At 72.6% G+C, this 16,689-nt stretch carries 14 protein-coding genes; 10 read left to right on the top strand and 4 right to left on the bottom strand.

Going from position 1 to position 16,689, the window contains the following annotated elements:
* Window positions 1–7 precede the first annotated feature (7 nt).
* The 4 genes from ADK67_RS11265 to ADK67_RS11250 all read left to right on the top strand — a co-directional run bounded on the left by ADK67_RS11265 (window position 8) and on the right by ADK67_RS11250 (window position 4,896).
* Window positions 8–898: a sigma-70 family RNA polymerase sigma factor gene (locus tag ADK67_RS11265; protein WP_053716352.1), complete on the top strand. Its 891-nt coding sequence runs from the start codon at window positions 8–10 to the stop codon at window positions 896–898.
* A gap of 105 nt (window positions 899–1,003) precedes the next feature.
* On the top strand, window positions 1,004–2,392 hold the full coding sequence (locus tag ADK67_RS53510) for a glycosyl hydrolase family 18 protein (RefSeq protein WP_053716351.1): 1,389 nt from the start codon (window positions 1,004–1,006) through the stop codon (window positions 2,390–2,392).
* Between the two features lie 84 nt (window positions 2,393–2,476).
* On the top strand, window positions 2,477–3,421 hold the full coding sequence (locus ADK67_RS11255) for a DNA polymerase domain-containing protein (protein WP_053716350.1): 945 nt from the start codon (window positions 2,477–2,479) through the stop codon (window positions 3,419–3,421).
* 176 nt (window positions 3,422–3,597) lie between these two features.
* Entirely contained in the window at window positions 3,598–4,896 is a 1,299-nt protein-coding gene (locus ADK67_RS11250) for a M28 family metallopeptidase (protein ID WP_053716349.1), read from the top strand.
* A 79-nt stretch (window positions 4,897–4,975) separates the two neighbouring features.
* Here ADK67_RS11250 and ADK67_RS11245 read toward each other — a convergent pair whose 3' ends face one another.
* Window positions 4,976–6,010 carry a helix-turn-helix transcriptional regulator gene (locus tag ADK67_RS11245; RefSeq protein WP_053716348.1) on the bottom strand — a complete coding sequence of 345 codons (1,035 nt, stop codon included), beginning with the start codon at window positions 6,008–6,010 and terminating at the stop codon, window positions 4,976–4,978.
* Between the two features lie 161 nt (window positions 6,011–6,171).
* On the opposite strand from ADK67_RS11245, the gene ADK67_RS11240 reads away from it, so the two are divergent.
* Window positions 6,172–6,669, top strand: coding sequence for an RICIN domain-containing protein (locus tag ADK67_RS11240; RefSeq protein ID WP_053716347.1), 498 nt, complete (start codon window positions 6,172–6,174; stop codon window positions 6,667–6,669).
* Between the two features lie 156 nt (window positions 6,670–6,825).
* Here ADK67_RS11240 and ADK67_RS11235 read toward each other — a convergent pair whose 3' ends face one another.
* Complete coding sequence (locus ADK67_RS11235) at window positions 6,826–7,224, bottom strand: VOC family protein (protein ID WP_053716346.1); 399 nt, start codon at window positions 7,222–7,224, stop codon at window positions 6,826–6,828.
* Window positions 7,225–7,359: 135 nt separating this feature from the next.
* On the opposite strand from ADK67_RS11235, the gene ADK67_RS11230 reads away from it, so the two are divergent.
* The 5 genes from ADK67_RS11230 (at window position 7,360) to ADK67_RS11210 (ending at window position 11,847) form a co-directional block, all read left to right on the top strand.
* Window positions 7,360–8,070 (top strand): TetR/AcrR family transcriptional regulator, encoded by a 711-nt coding sequence (locus ADK67_RS11230; RefSeq protein WP_053716345.1) that lies wholly within the window; start codon window positions 7,360–7,362, stop codon window positions 8,068–8,070.
* 144 nt (window positions 8,071–8,214) lie between these two features.
* Window positions 8,215–8,760, top strand: coding sequence for a PadR family transcriptional regulator (locus ADK67_RS11225; RefSeq protein WP_053716344.1), 546 nt, complete (start codon window positions 8,215–8,217; stop codon window positions 8,758–8,760).
* The gene (locus ADK67_RS11220; protein ID WP_053716343.1) at window positions 8,757–10,772 is read left to right on the top strand and encodes an NADPH-dependent 2,4-dienoyl-CoA reductase; all 2,016 of its coding nucleotides are present in this window, start codon (window positions 8,757–8,759) and stop codon (window positions 10,770–10,772) included. The genes ADK67_RS11225 and ADK67_RS11220 overlap by 4 nt, the downstream gene beginning before the upstream one ends.
* A 13-nt stretch (window positions 10,773–10,785) precedes the next feature.
* On the top strand, window positions 10,786–11,172 hold the full coding sequence (locus tag ADK67_RS11215; protein ID WP_053716342.1) for a nuclear transport factor 2 family protein: 387 nt from the start codon (window positions 10,786–10,788) through the stop codon (window positions 11,170–11,172).
* Window positions 11,173–11,244: 72 nt separating this feature from the next.
* A complete protein-coding gene (locus tag ADK67_RS11210) occupies window positions 11,245–11,847 on the top strand; it encodes an HD domain-containing protein (RefSeq protein ID WP_053716341.1) in 603 nt (200 codons plus the stop codon).
* 21 nt (window positions 11,848–11,868) lie between these two features.
* On the opposite strand, the gene ADK67_RS11205 is transcribed toward ADK67_RS11210, so the two are convergent.
* Both ADK67_RS11205 and ADK67_RS11200 read right to left on the bottom strand, forming a co-directional pair.
* Complete coding sequence (locus ADK67_RS11205; protein ID WP_053716340.1) at window positions 11,869–15,072, bottom strand: S8 family serine peptidase; 3,204 nt, start codon at window positions 15,070–15,072, stop codon at window positions 11,869–11,871.
* Window positions 15,073–15,169: 97 nt separating this feature from the next.
* On the bottom strand, window positions 15,170–16,549 hold the full coding sequence (locus ADK67_RS11200; RefSeq protein WP_197289393.1) for a hypothetical protein: 1,380 nt from the start codon (window positions 16,547–16,549) through the stop codon (window positions 15,170–15,172).
* Window positions 16,550–16,689: the final 140 nt, after the last annotated feature.

Here is a 16,689-nt window from a genome sequence, read left to right as displayed (position 1 = left end):
GGCACCGATGCGCGACGAGCTGGCGGACCGATTCGAGGCGCACCGCGGGCACCTGCGCGCGGTCGCCCACCGGATGCTCGGCTCCCTGCCCGAAGCCGAGGACGCCGTGCAGGAGACCTGGTTGCGGCTGGGCCGGGTCGACGCCGACGGGATCGACAACCTCGCCGCCTGGCTGCGCACCGTCGTCTCCCGCGTGTGCCTGGACGTGCTCCGCCACCGCCGGGCCCGCCGAGAGGACACCGTCGACCAGGTGCCCGACCTGCCCGCCGACGACGACCCGGAGACCGAGGCGGTGCTGGCCGAGTCGGTCGGGCGGGCGCTGCTCGTCGTCCTCGACGCCCTCGGGCCCGCCGAACGCGTCGCGTTCGTCCTGCACGACACGTTCGCCGTGCCGTTCGAGCGGATCGCGCCGATCGTCGGCCGCAGCACGGCCACCACCAAGAAGCTCGCCAGCCGCGCCCGGCACAAGGTCCGCGGCGCCACCACGCTCCCCGACGCCGAGCTCACCCGCCACCGGCACGTCGTGGACGCCTTCCTCGCCGCCGCACGCGCGGGCGACTTCGACGCGCTGCTCGCCGTGCTCGACCCCGACGTCGTCCGCCGCGCCGACCCCGCCGTCCTGCCACCCGGCACGGCGACCGAGGTCCGCGGCGCGCACGCCGTCGCCGCCGAGACCGTCGTCCTCGCCGCGAACGCGCGCCACGCCGAACCGGCCCTCGTGGACGGTCGCGTCGGCATCGTCGTCGCACCGCGCGGACGGCTCCGGCTCGCCCTCACCGTCACGGTCCGGGACGACCGGATCGCCGCCTACGACGTCATCGCCGACCCCTCCCGCCTGCGACAACTCGTCATCGCGGCGCCCGTCGACTTTTATCGTGACTTGAATCAAGTGCGCTAGTAAGGTCGGCCGCGGCTGCCGAGTCCCCTGCCGGCGACCACGCGGATCCGCCGCCATCCGCGCGAACGACGGCCATGGTCATCCCTGTGAAAGGACCACGTCCCCATGCAGTCCCCCGCACCATCACGGCGCGCGTCAACCCGGTGGGGCGCCGCGGGCCTCGCCCTCGCCACCGCGGCGGCCGGCCTCGCGGTGGCCGTCGCCACCGCACCGGCGGCACAGGCCACCGTCCTGCCCAACGGCTTCAAGAGCGTCGGCTACCTGCCGTCGTGGGCGGGCAGCGTCAACGCCGTCCAGTACACCAAGCTCACCCACATCAACTACGCGTTCGCCCTGCCCAACGCCAACGGCACGCTCCAGGCCATCCCCGACCCGGGCAAGCTCTCGTCCCTGGTCATCCTCGCGCACGACAACGGCGTGCGCGTCTCGCTCGCCATCGGCGGCTGGAACGACGGCAACGACTCCGCGTTCGAGGCCCTGGCCGCCAACGCGACCAGCCGCACCACGTTCGTCAACGCCGTCGTCGGCGCGGTGAACCAGTACAACCTCGACGGCGTCGACATCGACTGGGAGTACCCGGATCCCGGCACGTCGGCGACCAACTTCACCGCGCTCATGGGACAGCTCAGCACCGCCATGCACAGCCGCGGCAAGCTCCTCACCGCCGCGGTCGTGTCCGGCGGCGGCACCGCGGAAGGCGTTCAGACCGCCGTGTTCGGCCAGGTCGACTGGCTCAACATCATGGCCTACGACGGCGGCAGCCCGCACGCCAACTACGACTGGTCCATCGGCACCGTCAACTACTGGAAGTCACGCGGCCTGCCCTCCGCCAAGGCCGTGCTCGGCGTGCCGTTCTACAGCAGGCCGAACTACTACACCTACGCGCAGCTCGTCGCCATGGACCCGGCCAACGCCAACCGCGACTGCGTCACCGTCAGCGGCGTCCAGCAGTGCTACAACGGCGTGCCCACGATCAAGCGCAAAACCCAGTGGGCCATGGCCAACGCGGGCGGCGTGATGAACTGGGAGCTGTCGCAGGACACCACCGGCGGCACCTCCCTCCTGAGCGCCATCTACGACACGGTCATGGGCGGCACCACCCCGCCCGGCCGCACCGGTCCCATCACCGGCATCGCGGGCAAGTGCGTCGACGTGGCCGGCGCGTCCTCGGCCAACGGCACCGCGGTCCAGCTGTGGACGTGCAACGGCACCAACGCCCAGAGCTGGACGGTCGCCGGCGACGGCTCGCTGCGCGCCCTCGGCAAGTGCCTGGACGTGGCGAGCGCGGGCACCGCCAACGGCACCGTCGTCCAGCTGTGGGACTGCAACGGCACGGGCGCGCAGAAGTGGCAGGCCGCCTCCGACGGCACGCTGCGCAACCCCGCCTCGGGCCGCTGCCTCGACGCCACCGGACCCAGCTCGGCCGACGGCACCCGGTTGCAGCTCTGGGACTGCTTCGCCTCGTCGAACCAGGTCTGGCGGCTCCCCGCCTGACCGAACGCGGACACGGCCCGTTCCCCTCGCGGAGCGGGCCGTGTCCCGCTTGCCTGCGGCACGGTCAACCGCAAGGGTGGTGCGATGGGTGAAGAGCGGGACGGCGTGGCGCTGACGAACCTCGACCAGCCGTTGTTCGACGGCGCCGAGGCGACCAAGGGCGACCTCGTCGACTACCTCGACGCGGTGCGCGACCGGATCATCCCGGCGTTGGCCGGGCGACCGCTTTCGGTGGTGCGGGTGCGGCCCGGCCAGGAGCCGTTCACGCAGAAGAACCTGCCGAAGTACACGCCGCCGTGGGTGCGGACCGTGCCCCTGTGGGCGGAGACGTCCAAGCGGGAGATCCGGTACGCGCTGTGCGAGGACCGGCGCACGCTGCTGTGGTTCGCCAACCAGCGCGCGGTCGAGTACCACGTCACGCTGGCGCCCGCCGGCGCGTTCGACCGGCCCGACTACCTCGTGCTCGACCTCGACCCGCCGGAGGGCTCGGGCTTCGACGTGGTCGTGGCGGCGGCGAAGCTCGTGCGGCGGGCGTTGGCCGACGACGGGCTGTCCGGCGTGGTGAAGACCAGCGGCTCCAAGGGCGTGCACGTGTTCGTGCCCGTGGAGGGCGTCGACCACGACGTGGCCGCCGCGACCCGGGCGCTGGCGGCACGGGCCGAGCGGCTGGACCCCGACCTGGCGACCACGGCGTTCATCAAGGACGACCGGGGCGGGCGGGTGTTCCTCGACTCCACGCGGGCCTACGGCTCGACGGTGGCCGCCGCGTACAGCCCCCGGATCCGGCCGGGCGCCACGGTGTCGTTCCCGGTGGACTGGGACGACCTCGACGCCGTGAAGCCCGCCGACTTCACGGTCAAGACCGCCCCGGCGCTGCTCGGCGACGGCGACCCGTGGCACTCGCGGATGCCCGCGCCGCAACGGCTGCCGGACGACCTGGTCGCCGAGGGGCACACCATCCCGGTCGCCCGCGTGCAGGCGATGCACGAGGGCAAGCGGCGGGCTCGTGCTCAACGCGCCCAGCAGTAGATCCCTTGCGTGCCGCGCGTTCGGACGCGAAGTCGGTTTCTGTCTGCACTGAAGTTATCGAGTGTGCAGAAATTACCCGGCTTGCGTCCGAACGTGCCACGACGAAAGTCGCTACCGCGGGGATGGCGCAGCCCGCACGCTCGTGCGTGGCTATCCCAAACCCTGCGGAGGCAGCCATGTCCCTGAGAAGGACGATCCCCGCGGCGAGCGCGTTGGTGCTCGCCGCGGCCCTGTTGAGCCCACCGGTCGTGACCGCGGCCCCGGTGACCGCGCCGGCCGTGCCGGACATCCCGGTGGCCAACGTCCAGGCGCACCTGAACGACCTGCAGACGATCGCCACCAACAACGGCGGCAACCGGGCGCACGGCAGGCCCGGCTACCTGGCGTCGGTCAACCACGTCAAGGCGAAGCTCGACGCGGCCGGGTACCAGACGTCCGTGCAGCAGTTCACCAGCAACGGCGCGACCGGGTACAACCTGATCGCGGACTGGCCGGGCGGCGACCCGAACGACGTGCTGATGCTCGGCGGCCACCTCGACAGCGTGAGCGCGGGCCCCGGCATCAACGACAACGGCACCGGCTCGGCGGGACTGCTGGAGGTCGCGCTGACCGTGGCGCGCCAGAGCCTCGTGCCGACCAAGCACATCCGGTTCGGCTGGTGGGGCGCGGAGGAGCTGGGCCTGATCGGCTCCACCTACTACGTGAACAACCTGCCGACGACCGAGCGGTCGAGGATCAAGGCGTACCTGAACTTCGACATGATCGGCTCGCCGAACCCGGGCTACTTCGTCTACAGCGCTTCCGGTCAGCCGTCCGGGTCGCTGCTGCTGCAGCAGACTCTTCAGGCGGCGTTCAGCGTGCCGACCGAGTTGACGTCGGTCGGCGGGCGGTCCGACCACGCGGCGTTCGCCAGGGCGGGCATCCCGGTCGGCGGCACGTTCACCGGCGCCGAGGTCACCAAGACGTCCGCGCAGGCGCAGAAGTGGGGCGGCACGGCGGGCGTCGCCTTCGACCGCTGCTACCACCGCTCGTGCGACACGATCAGCAACGTCGACGTGACCGCGTTGGACCGCAACAGCGACGCCATCGCCTACGCCCTGTGGACGCTGGCCGGCTCCGGCGGCACCCCGCCCGGGCCGCGGTTCGAGAACCCGGCGGACGTGACGATCCCCGACCTGACCACGGTCGAGAGCCCGATCACCGTGTCCGGGGTCGCGGGCAACGCGCCGTCGGCGCTCGCGGTGGGCGTGGACATCACCCACACCTACCGGGGCGACCTGGTGATCGACCTGGTCGCGCCGGACGGCTCGGCGTACCGGGTGAAGACGTCCAGCAACGACAGCGCGAACGACATCGTGACGACCTACACGGTGAACGCGTCCTCGGAACCGGCCAACGGCACGTGGAAGCTGCGCGTGCAGGACGTCGCGTCCGCGGACACCGGCCGGATCAACGGCTGGTCCTTGCAGTTCTGACCCGCGTCGGGCGGCGGCGCGGGTTCCTGCGCCCGCGCCGCCGCATCCGGCCACCCCCGGCGAGCCGCCTCCGGCACGGTCAGTTGATCGCGGCGATGAGCTCGTCACGGCCTTGGGCGCCGGTCTTGCGGAAGACCGCCTTCAGGTGGTCGTTGACCGTGTGCACCGACAGGTCGAGCCTGCGGGCGATGTGCTTGGGCGCCGCACCCGCGTGCAACTGCTCGACGACCTGGCGTTCGCGGGCCGTGATGCCGTACCAGGAGCAGAAGGACGGGAGCAGTTGCGCGGCCGTGGCCGCCTGGATGACGACCGCCACGTCGCCCGCGCCATCGGCGTCCAGCCGCTCCGCCTGGCACGCGATCCACCGCCCGTAGCTCGCCGCCGGGCCCAGCACCAGCGGCGCGCCCGCCGGGGTGCGGGCCAGGGCGGACATCCCGGCGAAGAAGGACCTGCCGGTCCACTCCGGAGCGCGCAGGCGGCTCTCCAGCCGCTCCCGCCAGGCGAGCGCCGCCGGAGTGGCCGCTCTGATCTCGTGGTCCGGGCCGAGGACGATCACGCCCGGCGGCGGGCTCTCCGTGTCGGGCACCAGCGGGCCCGCGGTCACGTACCGGCGGAGGAACGCCGCCAAGGTCGGTCCGAGCCGCGCCGCGTTGCCGAGGTCCTCGTCGCTGAACGGTCGGGCGTCGCGCGCCCTGATCAGGCCGAGTGTCCCCCACACGCCGCGGACGTCCCGCAGCAGCAGCCGCAGCTCGCTGTGGACGCCGTGATCGGCGAACAGCCGCCGCACCGCGCGGTGCCGCGGGCCGTCGCCCGCGCCCGCCACTACGTCGACCGGGACCGGTCGGCGCGCGAGATCCTCGCGCAGGCACGGGTCCTGGCCCGTGTGGCAACCGTGCAGCAACCCCTGGCCGAAGTCCGCTTCGTAACCGTGCCAGAAGCTGAACGAAGCCGGTCCGAACCCGGTCGCCGGATTCAGACCCGTCAAGCGCGCCCCGTCGTGCGGCACCACGGACGCGAGGGCCCGTGAGAGTTCCGCGCCGGACTCGCCCCAGCTCGCACCCTGTCCGGTCGCCGCGGTCAACTCGCGCAGCAACCGCTCCCCCGAACGGTCCACACCGCGCAGTGTGAGCCGTTCGCGTCCGCGCCGCAACGCCGCGGACGCCCGCCCGGCATCCCCAAGTTTCGGGATACCCGCCGAGCCGCCACCCGGCGGAGGGTTCAGTGCAGGTCGCGTGGCAGCGCGGACCTGCACCAGAGGTTCAAGGGGAGGACACCATGATCCGGTCCGGTTCGAAAGGGCTTCTCACGGGCGTGGCCGCCGCGGCGCTGGCAGTCGGCGGTCTCGTCAGCGCCTCGGCCTCGGCGGGCACCGCGCCGCAGCCGCGGTCCGAGCAGGCGGAGGCCGGCGTCCAGATCGTGTCGAGGCTGAGCGGGTTGTGCCTCGAAGTGCGGGGTGGCAACACGGCCAACGGCGGCGCCGTGGCCATGTGGACTTGCACCGGTGGCGACACCCAGAAGTGGGAGAGCAACGGCAGCGAGTACCGCAACGTGTTCAGCGGCAGGTGCCTCGACGTCAACGACAGCAACGGCGCCAACGGAGCGGGCCTCAACCAGTGGGACTGTCAGGGGCAGCAGTGGCGGTTCAACGGCAGCGAGCTGCGGAACTCGAACAACAAGTGCCTGACGATCCCCGCCGCCAACCGGGGCAACGGCGCGGCGGTCGTGATGTGGGACTGCGTCGGCGCGGCCGACCAGCAGTGGCAAATCGGCTGACGCCCGCCGGTCACCGGCTGATCACCCGGCCCGGTCCTCGGGCTCGGGTGATCAGCCGGGCGGCGGCGGGAGAACCCTGCGCTCCCCCGCCGCCCGGCAGGTCCGGAGGGCCGGCGTGCGACCGGCCCTCCGCGCGTCCCTTGGAGCGACTGACCGCTAGACGGCGGACTCGTCCATCCAGAACACGTTCCACACGTGGCCGTCGAGGTCCTCGAAGCTGCGGCCGTACATGAAGCCGTGGTCCTCCGCGTCCTTGACGAACCCGCCGCCCGAGGCCAGCGCCTTGTCCGCCAGCTCGTCGACCTGCTCGCGGCTGTCCAGCGACAGCGCGATGATCGCCTCCGTGGTGGTGGCGGCGTCGGCGATCTCCTTGGTGGTGAACGTCTTGAAGAACGGCTTGGTCACCAGCATCGCGTAGACGGAGTCGCTGAACACGACGCAGGACGCGTTCTCGTCGGTGAACTGCGGGTTGTGCGCGAAGCCGAGCGCGGCGAAGAACTCGATCGACTTGGTCAGGTCGGTCACCGGCAGGTTCACGAAGATCTTCACGGACATGGTTCTGACGCCCCCATCGGCACAGTCGGACACCGGTGTGTCCTGCGGATACTTGTGTGTCCGTCGGACACTGGGTGTACGATAGACACAGATCGACAACGTGAGCAACCCCCGATTTCGGAAGCCGGTGAGCGGATGGCGAGCGACGACCAGGGCGTGGACTTGCTGTGGGGTGCGCGGGACAAGCCCGCACGGCCGCCGAGGCTCGCGCTCACCGTCGACCGCATCGCCGCCGCGGCGATCGAGGTCGCCGACGCGGAAGGCATGGCGTCGGTGTCGATGCAGCAGGTCGCGGCACGGTTGGACGTCACGAAGATGGCGCTGTACCGGCACGTGGCGAGCAAGGCCGAGCTGGTCGCGGTGATGATCGAGTCGGCCGTCGGCGAGCCGCCGGACCTGGGCGCGGTGCCGGGCGGGTGGCGGCCGAGGCTCGTCGCCTGGTCCGACCTGATGCGCGAGGCGTGGCGCCGCCACCCCTGGCTGCCCGCCGCGACGACCGGCGAGCGCATGACCGGTCCGCGCGAGGTGGGCTGGACGGAGTCCGCGGTGGCCGCGCTCGACGGCACCGGGCTCGACGGCGGTGAGCGGATGGACGCGGTGTTCCTGCTCAGCGGGCACATCCGCAACACCCAGTCCGGCGCGACGGCGGGCACGCAGCCGTGGACGGCGGAGAAGCAGTTGCGGACGATCCTGCACGAGCACCAGGACCGCTTCCCGGCGTTGCACGAGGCGGCGCGGTCGACCAACGGCGCGCCCCGGGACAACGGCTGGACGTTCGGCCTGGACCGGATCCTGGACGGCATCGAAGTCCTGATCGAACGCCGCCGCGCCGGCACGACGGGCTGATCGGCGTCACGCGCGCCACCGGCACCCGGGCTACCGGATGTGTCAGCTCGGGTTTCCGCCGTGTCCATGCACGTGCCGATCTCCTGACCGTAGGGCTATGCAACTAGTTGCACTGCACCCCGTTGCACAGCTACGGTCACCGCCATGGCGTTGGAGCACGCGATCCTCGTGTCGCTGGACGAGCGCTCGGGCTCGGGCTACGAGTTGGCCCAGCGGTTCGAGAAGTCCATCGGCTTCTTCTGGGCCGCCACCCACCAGCAGATCTACCGGACGCTCAAGCGCATGGTGGGGCTGGGCTGGGTGTCGTGCCACGAGGTCGCGCAGGACGGCCGCCCGGACAAGAAGGTGTACGAGGTCGCCGAAGCCGGCCGCGAGGAGCTCGCCCGCTGGCTGGCCGCGCCCGGCGAGCCGGAGACGATCCGGCACGACCTGTCGGTCAAGGTCCGCGGCGCGTCGTCGGGGGACGCGAAGGCGTTGATCGGCGAGGTCGCCCGGCACCGCGACCTGCACGCCGAGCGCCTCGACGTCTACCTCGCCATCGAGAAGAAGGACTTCCCGGACCCGTCGGCCCTGTCCGGTCGGCCGCTGCACCAGTACCTGGTCCTGCGCGGCGGCATCCGGGCCGAGCGGGCGCTGGTCGAGTGGTGCGACGAGGTGCTGGCCGCGATGCGAGAGGACGACCGGCGATGACCGCCTACCCCACCCTGCTCAAGCCCCTGGACCTGGGTTTCACGACCCTGCGCAACCGGGTGCTGATGGGCTCGATGCACACCGGCAACGAGGACCGCGCCAAGGACTTCGACGCGCTGGCCGCCTACTTCGCCGAACGGGCGCGCGGCGGCGTCGGCCTCATGGTCACCGGCGGCTTCTCCCCCAACCGGGCCGGCTCGCTCTACCCGTTCGCCTCCAAGCTCACCACGCACCGCGAAGCGCGCAACCACCGCGTGATCACGGAGGCCGTGCACGAGCACGACGGCAAGATCGCCCTCCAGTTGCTGCACGCCGGCCGGTACGCCTACCACCCGTTGAGCGTGTCGGCGTCCGCGCTCAAGGCCCCGATCAGCAAGTTCCGGCCACGCGCGCTGTCCGACCGCGGCGTGCGCGCGCAGATCGACGCGTTCGCCCGCGCCACGGCGCTGGCCCGCGAGGCCGGTTACGACGGCATCGAGATCATGGGCTCCGAGGGCTACTTCATCAACCAGTTCCTCGCGCCGCGCACGAACAAGCGCACCGACCGCTGGGGCGGCAGCGCGGAGAACCGGCGGCGCGTGGCGGTCGAGATCGTGCGCCGCTGCCGTGCCGCCGCCGGGCCGGACTTCGTCATCATCTACCGGCTGTCGATGATCGACCTGGTCGAGGACGGCCAGACGTGGGACGAGGTGGTCGCGCTCGGCCAGGAGGTCGAGGCGGCCGGCGCGACGATCATCAACACCGGCATCGGCTGGCACGAGGCACGGGTGCCGACGATCGTCACGTCCGTGCCGCGCGCCGCGTTCACGAACGTCACCGCCAAGCTGCGCCCGCACGTCGGCATCCCGGTGATCACGTCGAACCGGATCAACATGCCCGAGATCGCCGAGGAGGTGCTGGCGCGCGGTGACGCGGACATGGTGTCGATGGCGCGCCCGTTCCTGGCCGACCCGGACTGGGTGCGCAAGGCGGAGACCGGCCGCGCCGACGAGATCAACACGTGCGTCGCGTGCAACCAGGCGTGCCTGGACCACACGTTCTCGATGAAGAAGGCGTCCTGCATGGTCAACCCGCGTGCGGGCAACGAGACCACGCTGCGCCTGCTGCCGACCCGGCGGGTGAAGCGGGTCGCCGTGGTCGGCGCGGGTCCGGCGGGGCTGGCGGCGGCGACCGCGCTGGCCGAACGCGGGCACGAGGTGGAGCTGTTCGAGGCCGACGACGACATCGGCGGCCAGTTCGCCATCGCCCGCCGCATCCCGGGCAAGGAGGAGTTCACCGAGACGATCCGCTACTACCGGCGGCGGATCGAGCTGACCGGCGTCAAGCTGCACCTCGGCGCCAAGGTCACCGCCGACGACGTGGCCGGCTTCGACGAGGTCGTGATCGCCACCGGCGTCACGCCGCGCGTGCCCGCCATCCCGGGCGTCGAGCGCGCACTGTCCTACGTGGACGTCGTCCGGCACGGCGCGCCGGTCGGCGACCGGGTCGCGGTGATCGGCGCGGGCGGGATCGGCGTGGACGTGACCGAGTTCCTGACCCACGCCTCCTCCCCCGCGCTCGACGTGGACGAGTGGCGTGCCGAGTGGGGCGTCACCGACCCCGAGCTGGTGCGCGGCGGCGTCACCGCGCCGAAGCCCGCCGAGCCCGCCCGCCAGGTGTACCTGTTGCAGCGCAAGACGTCCCGGATCGGCAAGGGCCTCGGCAAGACCACGGGGTGGGTGCACCGGGCGGCGCTGGCGGCCAAGGGCGTCGAGCAGCTGACCGGCGTGAACTACGAGCGGATCGACGACGACGGCCTGCACATCACGTTCGGGCCCCGGCGCGAACGGCCCCGGGTGCTGGACGTCGACACGATCGTGGTGTGCGCGGGCCAGGACTCCGTGCGCGACCTCGTGGACGCGCTCACCGGACGCGGCGTCGTCACGCACGTCATCGGCGGCGCGGACGTCGCCGCGGAACTCGACGCCAAACGCGCCATCGACCAGGGCACGCGGCTCGCGGCCACGATCTGACCAGGAGGCACGGATGAACGCGGCACTGCGGTTCAAGGCGGCCGTCGAGGCGGGCGACATCGTCGGCGCGACGGAGTTCTTCAGCGACGGCATCACGTTCCACAGCCCGGTGAAGTTTCAGCCGTTCGAGGGAATCGACACCGTGCGGGCCCTGTTCCGCGTGCTCCAGCGGACGTTCGAGGACTTCCGGTACGTCGGCCAGTACGACGGGCCGGGCGGCCACGTCCTGCACTTCCGCACCGCGGTGGGCGGCAGGCAGGTCGAGGGCATCGACCTGATCGAGCTGGACGCGGACGGCCGGATCGGCGCGTTCACCGTGATGATCCGGCCCCAGTCGGCGCTGACCGCGGTCGGCGAGGCGATCTGGGCGGGCCTGGTCGCCGACGGCGTGGTGTCGTAGCGATCCGGCCGGGCGCCACACGCCCGCTCCGGATTCCCCACCCGCGGTTCCCACCCACCTACGCTGCACGACGTGGACTTCATCTTCGCCCGGCCCGACTCGAAGGCCGCCGCCGCCGCGCTCGAGGTATGCCACGAGTACGCCGAGCCCTGGCTGCTGAACCACTCGTTGCGCGCCTACTCGCTGGCCGTCGCGTACGCGGCCGACGTGGACATCGCCCACGACCGCGAGCTGCTGTACGTCGCCGCCCTCCTGCACGACCTCGCGCTCACACCGCCGTTCGACAGCCACACGCTGCCGTACGAGGAGGCGAGCGGGCACGTGGCGTGGGTGTTCGCGGCCGGCGCCGGGTGGGGCCGGGTGCGACGGGACCGGCTGGCGGAGGTCATCGTGCGGCACCTGCGCGACGAGGTGCCCGCCGAGGTGGACCCGGAGAGCCACCTGTTGCAGGTCGCGGTGGCCGCCGACGTGTCGGGGCGCGGGCTGGGCCGGTTCGCCCAGCAGGTCAAGGACGACGTCGTGACCCGCTACCCGCGGCTCGGGTTCGTCGACGCCTTCCTGGCCCGGGCCCGGGACCAGGCCGAGCGCAAACCGCACTGCGCCGCCGCCGGGCTGGTGCGCGACGGCTGGGCGCGGCAGGTGACGGGCAACCCGCTGGACGCGCCCGGCCGGTGACCGGGCGCGTCCGGCGGTCGATCACCGCAGCCCGTAGGCCCGGATGATCGTCTGGTCGACCGCGTTGCCCGCGGCGTCGCGCGCCTGCGCCTTGAGCGAGACGAACTTCGCGCCGGCCGGGTGGACGACGGCCGCGAGCCAGCGCCCGCCGACCTTGACCAGCGGCGCCGGCCGCCACGTCGTGCCGTCGTCGAACGACACCTGCACGGCGGGCTTCGCCACACCCTCGGCGCCGGTCACCCCGTTGCGCTGCACGTACACCGGGATCGCGAACGGCCGCCCGGCCGCCGCCCGGTTCTGCGCGTCCAACGACGGCGCGAACCGCACCACGAGCAGCGGCAACCCCGCCGGGTCCGAGCCGGCCACGTGCTCCGAGGTGAACGACCAGTCCGCCACCACGCGCGTGGACAGCTCGGCCACACCGGACCGCTCGGCCTCGGCGTGCACCTGGTAGGTGCCCTTGCCCGCCGGCACCACGCCCGACACGTACCCGTCGTAAGGCGACTCGGCGAGCAGCACGCCGTCGCGGTGCAGCGTCGTCTTCGCCGCCGTGACGTCCGAGTACCCGTAGTGGTTCGGGTCCTGGTCGGAGAACATCGGCGCCGACACCACGAGTTCGTCGCCGAGCCGCCCCGCCCACTCGTAGTCGCGGTTCGAGGCCGGGAACGCCGGCCCGAACACGGCGGCGTTCCACTTCTCGTCGACCGTGCGACCCGCGGCGAACCGACGGGGCAGCGAGGTCGACTGGAAGCTCTGCGGCGGGAACGCCTGCGGTTCCGGCATCTGCACGAAGTCGCTGTACCAGTCGACGCCCGGCGAGTAGTACTCGGTGATCTCCAACGGCAGCGGTCCGCCCGCCATCTGGTCGCGGAACCCGGTCGTGCCGGGTGCGGACGAGGCGATCCGCGACTTGACCTTCGCCAGGTCACGGCGCTGGAACGCCCGGTCGAGCCGTTCGGGCACCGCGCCGTCGTGCCGCCACGACACCGAGTACTGGTACGGGCTGCCGACGAACGTCCCGTCGCCGTCCGGCTTGGCGAGTCGCCCGGCCACCGTGAAGCTCGCCGCGCCGGGCGCGGAGGTCTTCGACGGCGCGAACAGCACTGCGCCCGGCGGGAACCCGATGAAGCCGGTGCCCGTGTCGCCCCACGCCATCGTCCGCCTGAAGATCACCTCCGTGAAGCCGACCTCCGCGTCCTGCTCGTCCACCGACAGCGCGATCGGCTTGCCCGCGCGGGCGTCGAACACGAACTCGGTGGGTCCGGTGACGGTGGCGCTGGGCTCCATCACCTGGGTGAGCTGCCCGGTCGCCCTGGTCTGGATGAACGCGTCGCCGTAGAAGGTGCCCTTGGGCAGGCGGACGACGACGGTGCCGGAGGGGTCGTGGCCCAGGTACGCCTTGCGGTGGTTCACGTCGACGAACCGGAAGAAGTACTCCGGCGTCGGCGCGCCGGTGTGGTCGAGGAACGTCATCTTCACGTCGTAGCTCTCGACCTCCTTGGTCACGCCGATCGGCGTGCGCAGCGGCGTCGAGCCGCCGGTGGCCACCACGACGCCGCCGTACCGGCCGTCCGGCGCGTCCAGCGAGGTGTCGACCGTGACGACGACGGCGGCCTCACCGCCCGCCGGGACGGTGAGCGTCGACGGCGAGAACGTGACCATGCCGGCGGGCGCGGGGTTGCCCGCCGGGTCGCGCAGGTCGGCGGTCGGCGTCAGCGTCACCGGCGTCGTGCCCGCGTTGCGGTAGGCGATCTTCCGCTCGATCGGCTGGTCGTCGGCGTGCGGCCACTGGGCCACGCCCAGGCTCAGCGACGCGGGCTCGGCCGCCAGCGTCTGCGTGACGGCCGCGGCCACGTCGACCCGGCCCGCGCCCTGCTCGTGCACGGTCAGGTCGGCGTTGGGCTTCGCGCTCGCCATGAGCGCGCCCTTGATCTGCGCGGCCGTCCAGTCCGGGTGCTGCGCGGCGACGATCGCCGCCGCGCCCGCCACGTGCGGCGAGCTCATCGACGTGCCGGACAGGGCGACGTGCGCGTCGCCGACCGGCGTGCCGACGCTGCCCTCCTTCGCCCTGGCCGCGACGATGTCCACGCCCGGCGCGGTGATGTCCGGCTTGATCGCGTCGTCGCCCCAGCGCGGTCCGCGCGAGGAGAACTCCGCGAGCTGGTCGGACCGGTCCACCGCGCCGACGGTGAGCGCCAGCTCGGCCGCGGCCGGGCTGCCGATCGTCTGGTCGGACGGACCGCTGTTGCCCGCCGAGACGACGAACAACGCGCCGCTGGAGCTGGTCAGCTGGTTCACGGCCAGCGACATCGGGTCCGTGCCGTCGGTGCGCATCGAGCTGCCCAGGCTCATGTTGACCACGTCGGCGCCCGCCGCCACGGCCCACTCCATGCCCGCGATGATGTCCGACTCGTAGCCGCCGCCCTGGTCGCCGAGCACCTTGCCGTTGAGCACCGCGCTGTCCGGCGCCACGCCCTGGTAGCGGCCGGAGCCGGTGATGGTGGCGGCGACGTGCGTGCCGTGGCCGACGCGGTCGTCGGTGTCGGGGCTGTCGGTGAAGTTGCGCGACTCCACGACGGCGCCCGCGAGGTCCGGGTGCGTCGAGTCGACCCCGGTGTCCAGCACCGCGACCTTCGCGCCGGCGCCGGTGAGCCCCGCCTCCCACGCCGTCGGCGCGCCGATCTGCGGGACGCTGCGGTCGAGCGTGGCCCGGACCGGGCCGTCCAGCCAGACCTTCGCCACGCCGGCGGCACGCGCGCCCGCCCAGAACGCGGTGTCCTTCGGCGCCTTGACCGCGTACCCGCCGATGCTGGTCAGCGGCTCACCGGCCACGGCCGGGCCGGTCGACGTCACGATCAGCGGCGTGACACGGGTCGACCGGTCGTCGTAGCCGGCCCGGATCAGTCCGGTGACGTCGAACAGCCGCTCGTCCAGCGAGCCGGACCGCACGTCGCCCAGCACGTCGGTCGGCAGCACGTGCAGGTCGCCGTGCTCGTCCAACCGCTGCACGAACCGCACGTGGGCGCGTCCGTGACCGGGGCGCACCTGAGCGCGGTCGCCCCTGACGGTGACGACGTCGCCGGTCACCAGCGTGACCGTGCCGTCCACTTGCGCGCCGACCGGCTGCGCCTGCGCCCGTTCCGGTGGCTCGGCGGTGGCCGGGACGGTCGCGGCGACCATCACCACCACCGCGACCAGCACCGATGCCTTGGTTCTGCGGGACATGCGGACTCCCCTCACCGTGGCGGTGCTCGGTGACCGCCACTCCCCTCAGTGAGTAGGACACCTCGGAGAGCCACCGCGTTGCTTCGGGAAGGCGCAGTCAGTGCGCGATACCCACTCGGCCCAGCCGTTCCCACAGCCGTTCCTGCTGTGCCGTCATCGCGGGCCAGCGGGTGCCGCCGGGACGCGGGTACACGTGCGCCGAGTAGGGCGCGGGCTGGTAGGCGGGGTCGAAGAAGCAGCCCGTGCCGTACTTCGCGTCCGCGGCCGGGCAGTCGGCGGCGATCGAGGCGGGCGTGGGTTTGCGGCCGGTGCTCTCCCAGGTCACGAGCGCCCGCAGCGCGGCGGCGTACTCGGCGTCGCTGAGCGCGCTGTGCTCGGTTTCCGTGGTGAACGCCTGCACGAGGTGCTCCGCCGTCCCCGCGCCGACCCGGCTCGCCCGGTACGCCGACTCGTGCTCCACGAACGCCGTGGGGTCGCCGATCGCGTGCACGGTGACGACCGGGATCGACACCGCGCCGGTCGGATCGCTGTCGTAGGACAGGTCGCGCGCGGCCGACGGCGTGGGGCTGAACCGCTCGACGCCCGCGTTCAACGCCGCGTCGTCGTGCGACCCCGTGTACCGCACTCCCCTGTTGCCGAACGGGTTCCGCCCGCCGAGCCGGTGGTGCACGATGTCGCGGAACGTGAACGTGGCGAAGGTGAGGTGCGACGCGAGCGTGCTCTCCGGGATCCTGGTGACGGCGAGGATGTCGTCCAGGTTGCGCTGTTGCGGCGCGCTGCGTTCGGCGGGCGGCGACTGGTAGCCCGTGCACTCCTGGAGCCGGGCGCGCAGACCGGCGCCGGTCAGGGTCGAGTCGGCGCGCAACCCCATCCACAGCGGGTATTGCGGCTCGTCCGGCCGCGGGTGGTTGCGGCAGTAGTACTGGTAGACCACGCGCAGGTCGACGCGGTAGTCGTAGCCGCGGGACCCGCCCGCGAGCACGCCGTTGGTGAGCAGGGCGGCGTCGAACGAGTCGTAGGCCTCGATGGTCTTCGCGGCCACGTTCCCGCCCCACGACTGGCCGTGCAGGAACGTCTTGCGCGGCTCGCCGAACCGCCGCGCGAACAGCTCCCGCGCGTGCTCCGTGTCCGCCGCGCCCATCCGGGTGCCGTAGCCGCCGCGCCGGTACGACGAGCCCGCCAGCGCGTAGCCCTCGTGCACCGCCACCGCCCAGCGGTCCAGGTCCTCGGCCGGGCGGTCCGCGGTCGGCGCGGCCAGGTCGGGGCCGCCGTGGGCGTGCACGACCAGCGAGCCGTTCCAGTCCGCCGGGATCGCGAACGCGTAGAACGCGCCGTTGGCATCCTGCCCGCCGTAGCAGGTCGCGCCCGCCGGGAGCCGGGCCGGACACGGGACCTGCCCGGTGTCGGCGGTCGCGGGTGCGGCGAGCACCGCGGTCAGCGTCACGGCGAGCAACGCGCTCAAGCCGAAGCGGTTCACGGACGACCTCCTCCGAGGAGCGGTGGCGCCTCGTCGCGCCACGGCGCACATCGTGTGCGCGTCCTCGGGGGTGTGCCACGCGAGGTGGGGAAACTTGGGGCTGCCCTGACACTGGGCTGCCCCACGCCGGGCTCTGGCGG

Origin of the sequence: Saccharothrix sp. NRRL B-16348 (assembly GCF_001280085.1) — a bacterium.
Classification (GTDB): Bacteria; Actinomycetota; Actinomycetes; order Mycobacteriales; family Pseudonocardiaceae; genus Actinosynnema.
This window is presented reverse-complemented; position numbering and strand designations above follow the sequence as displayed.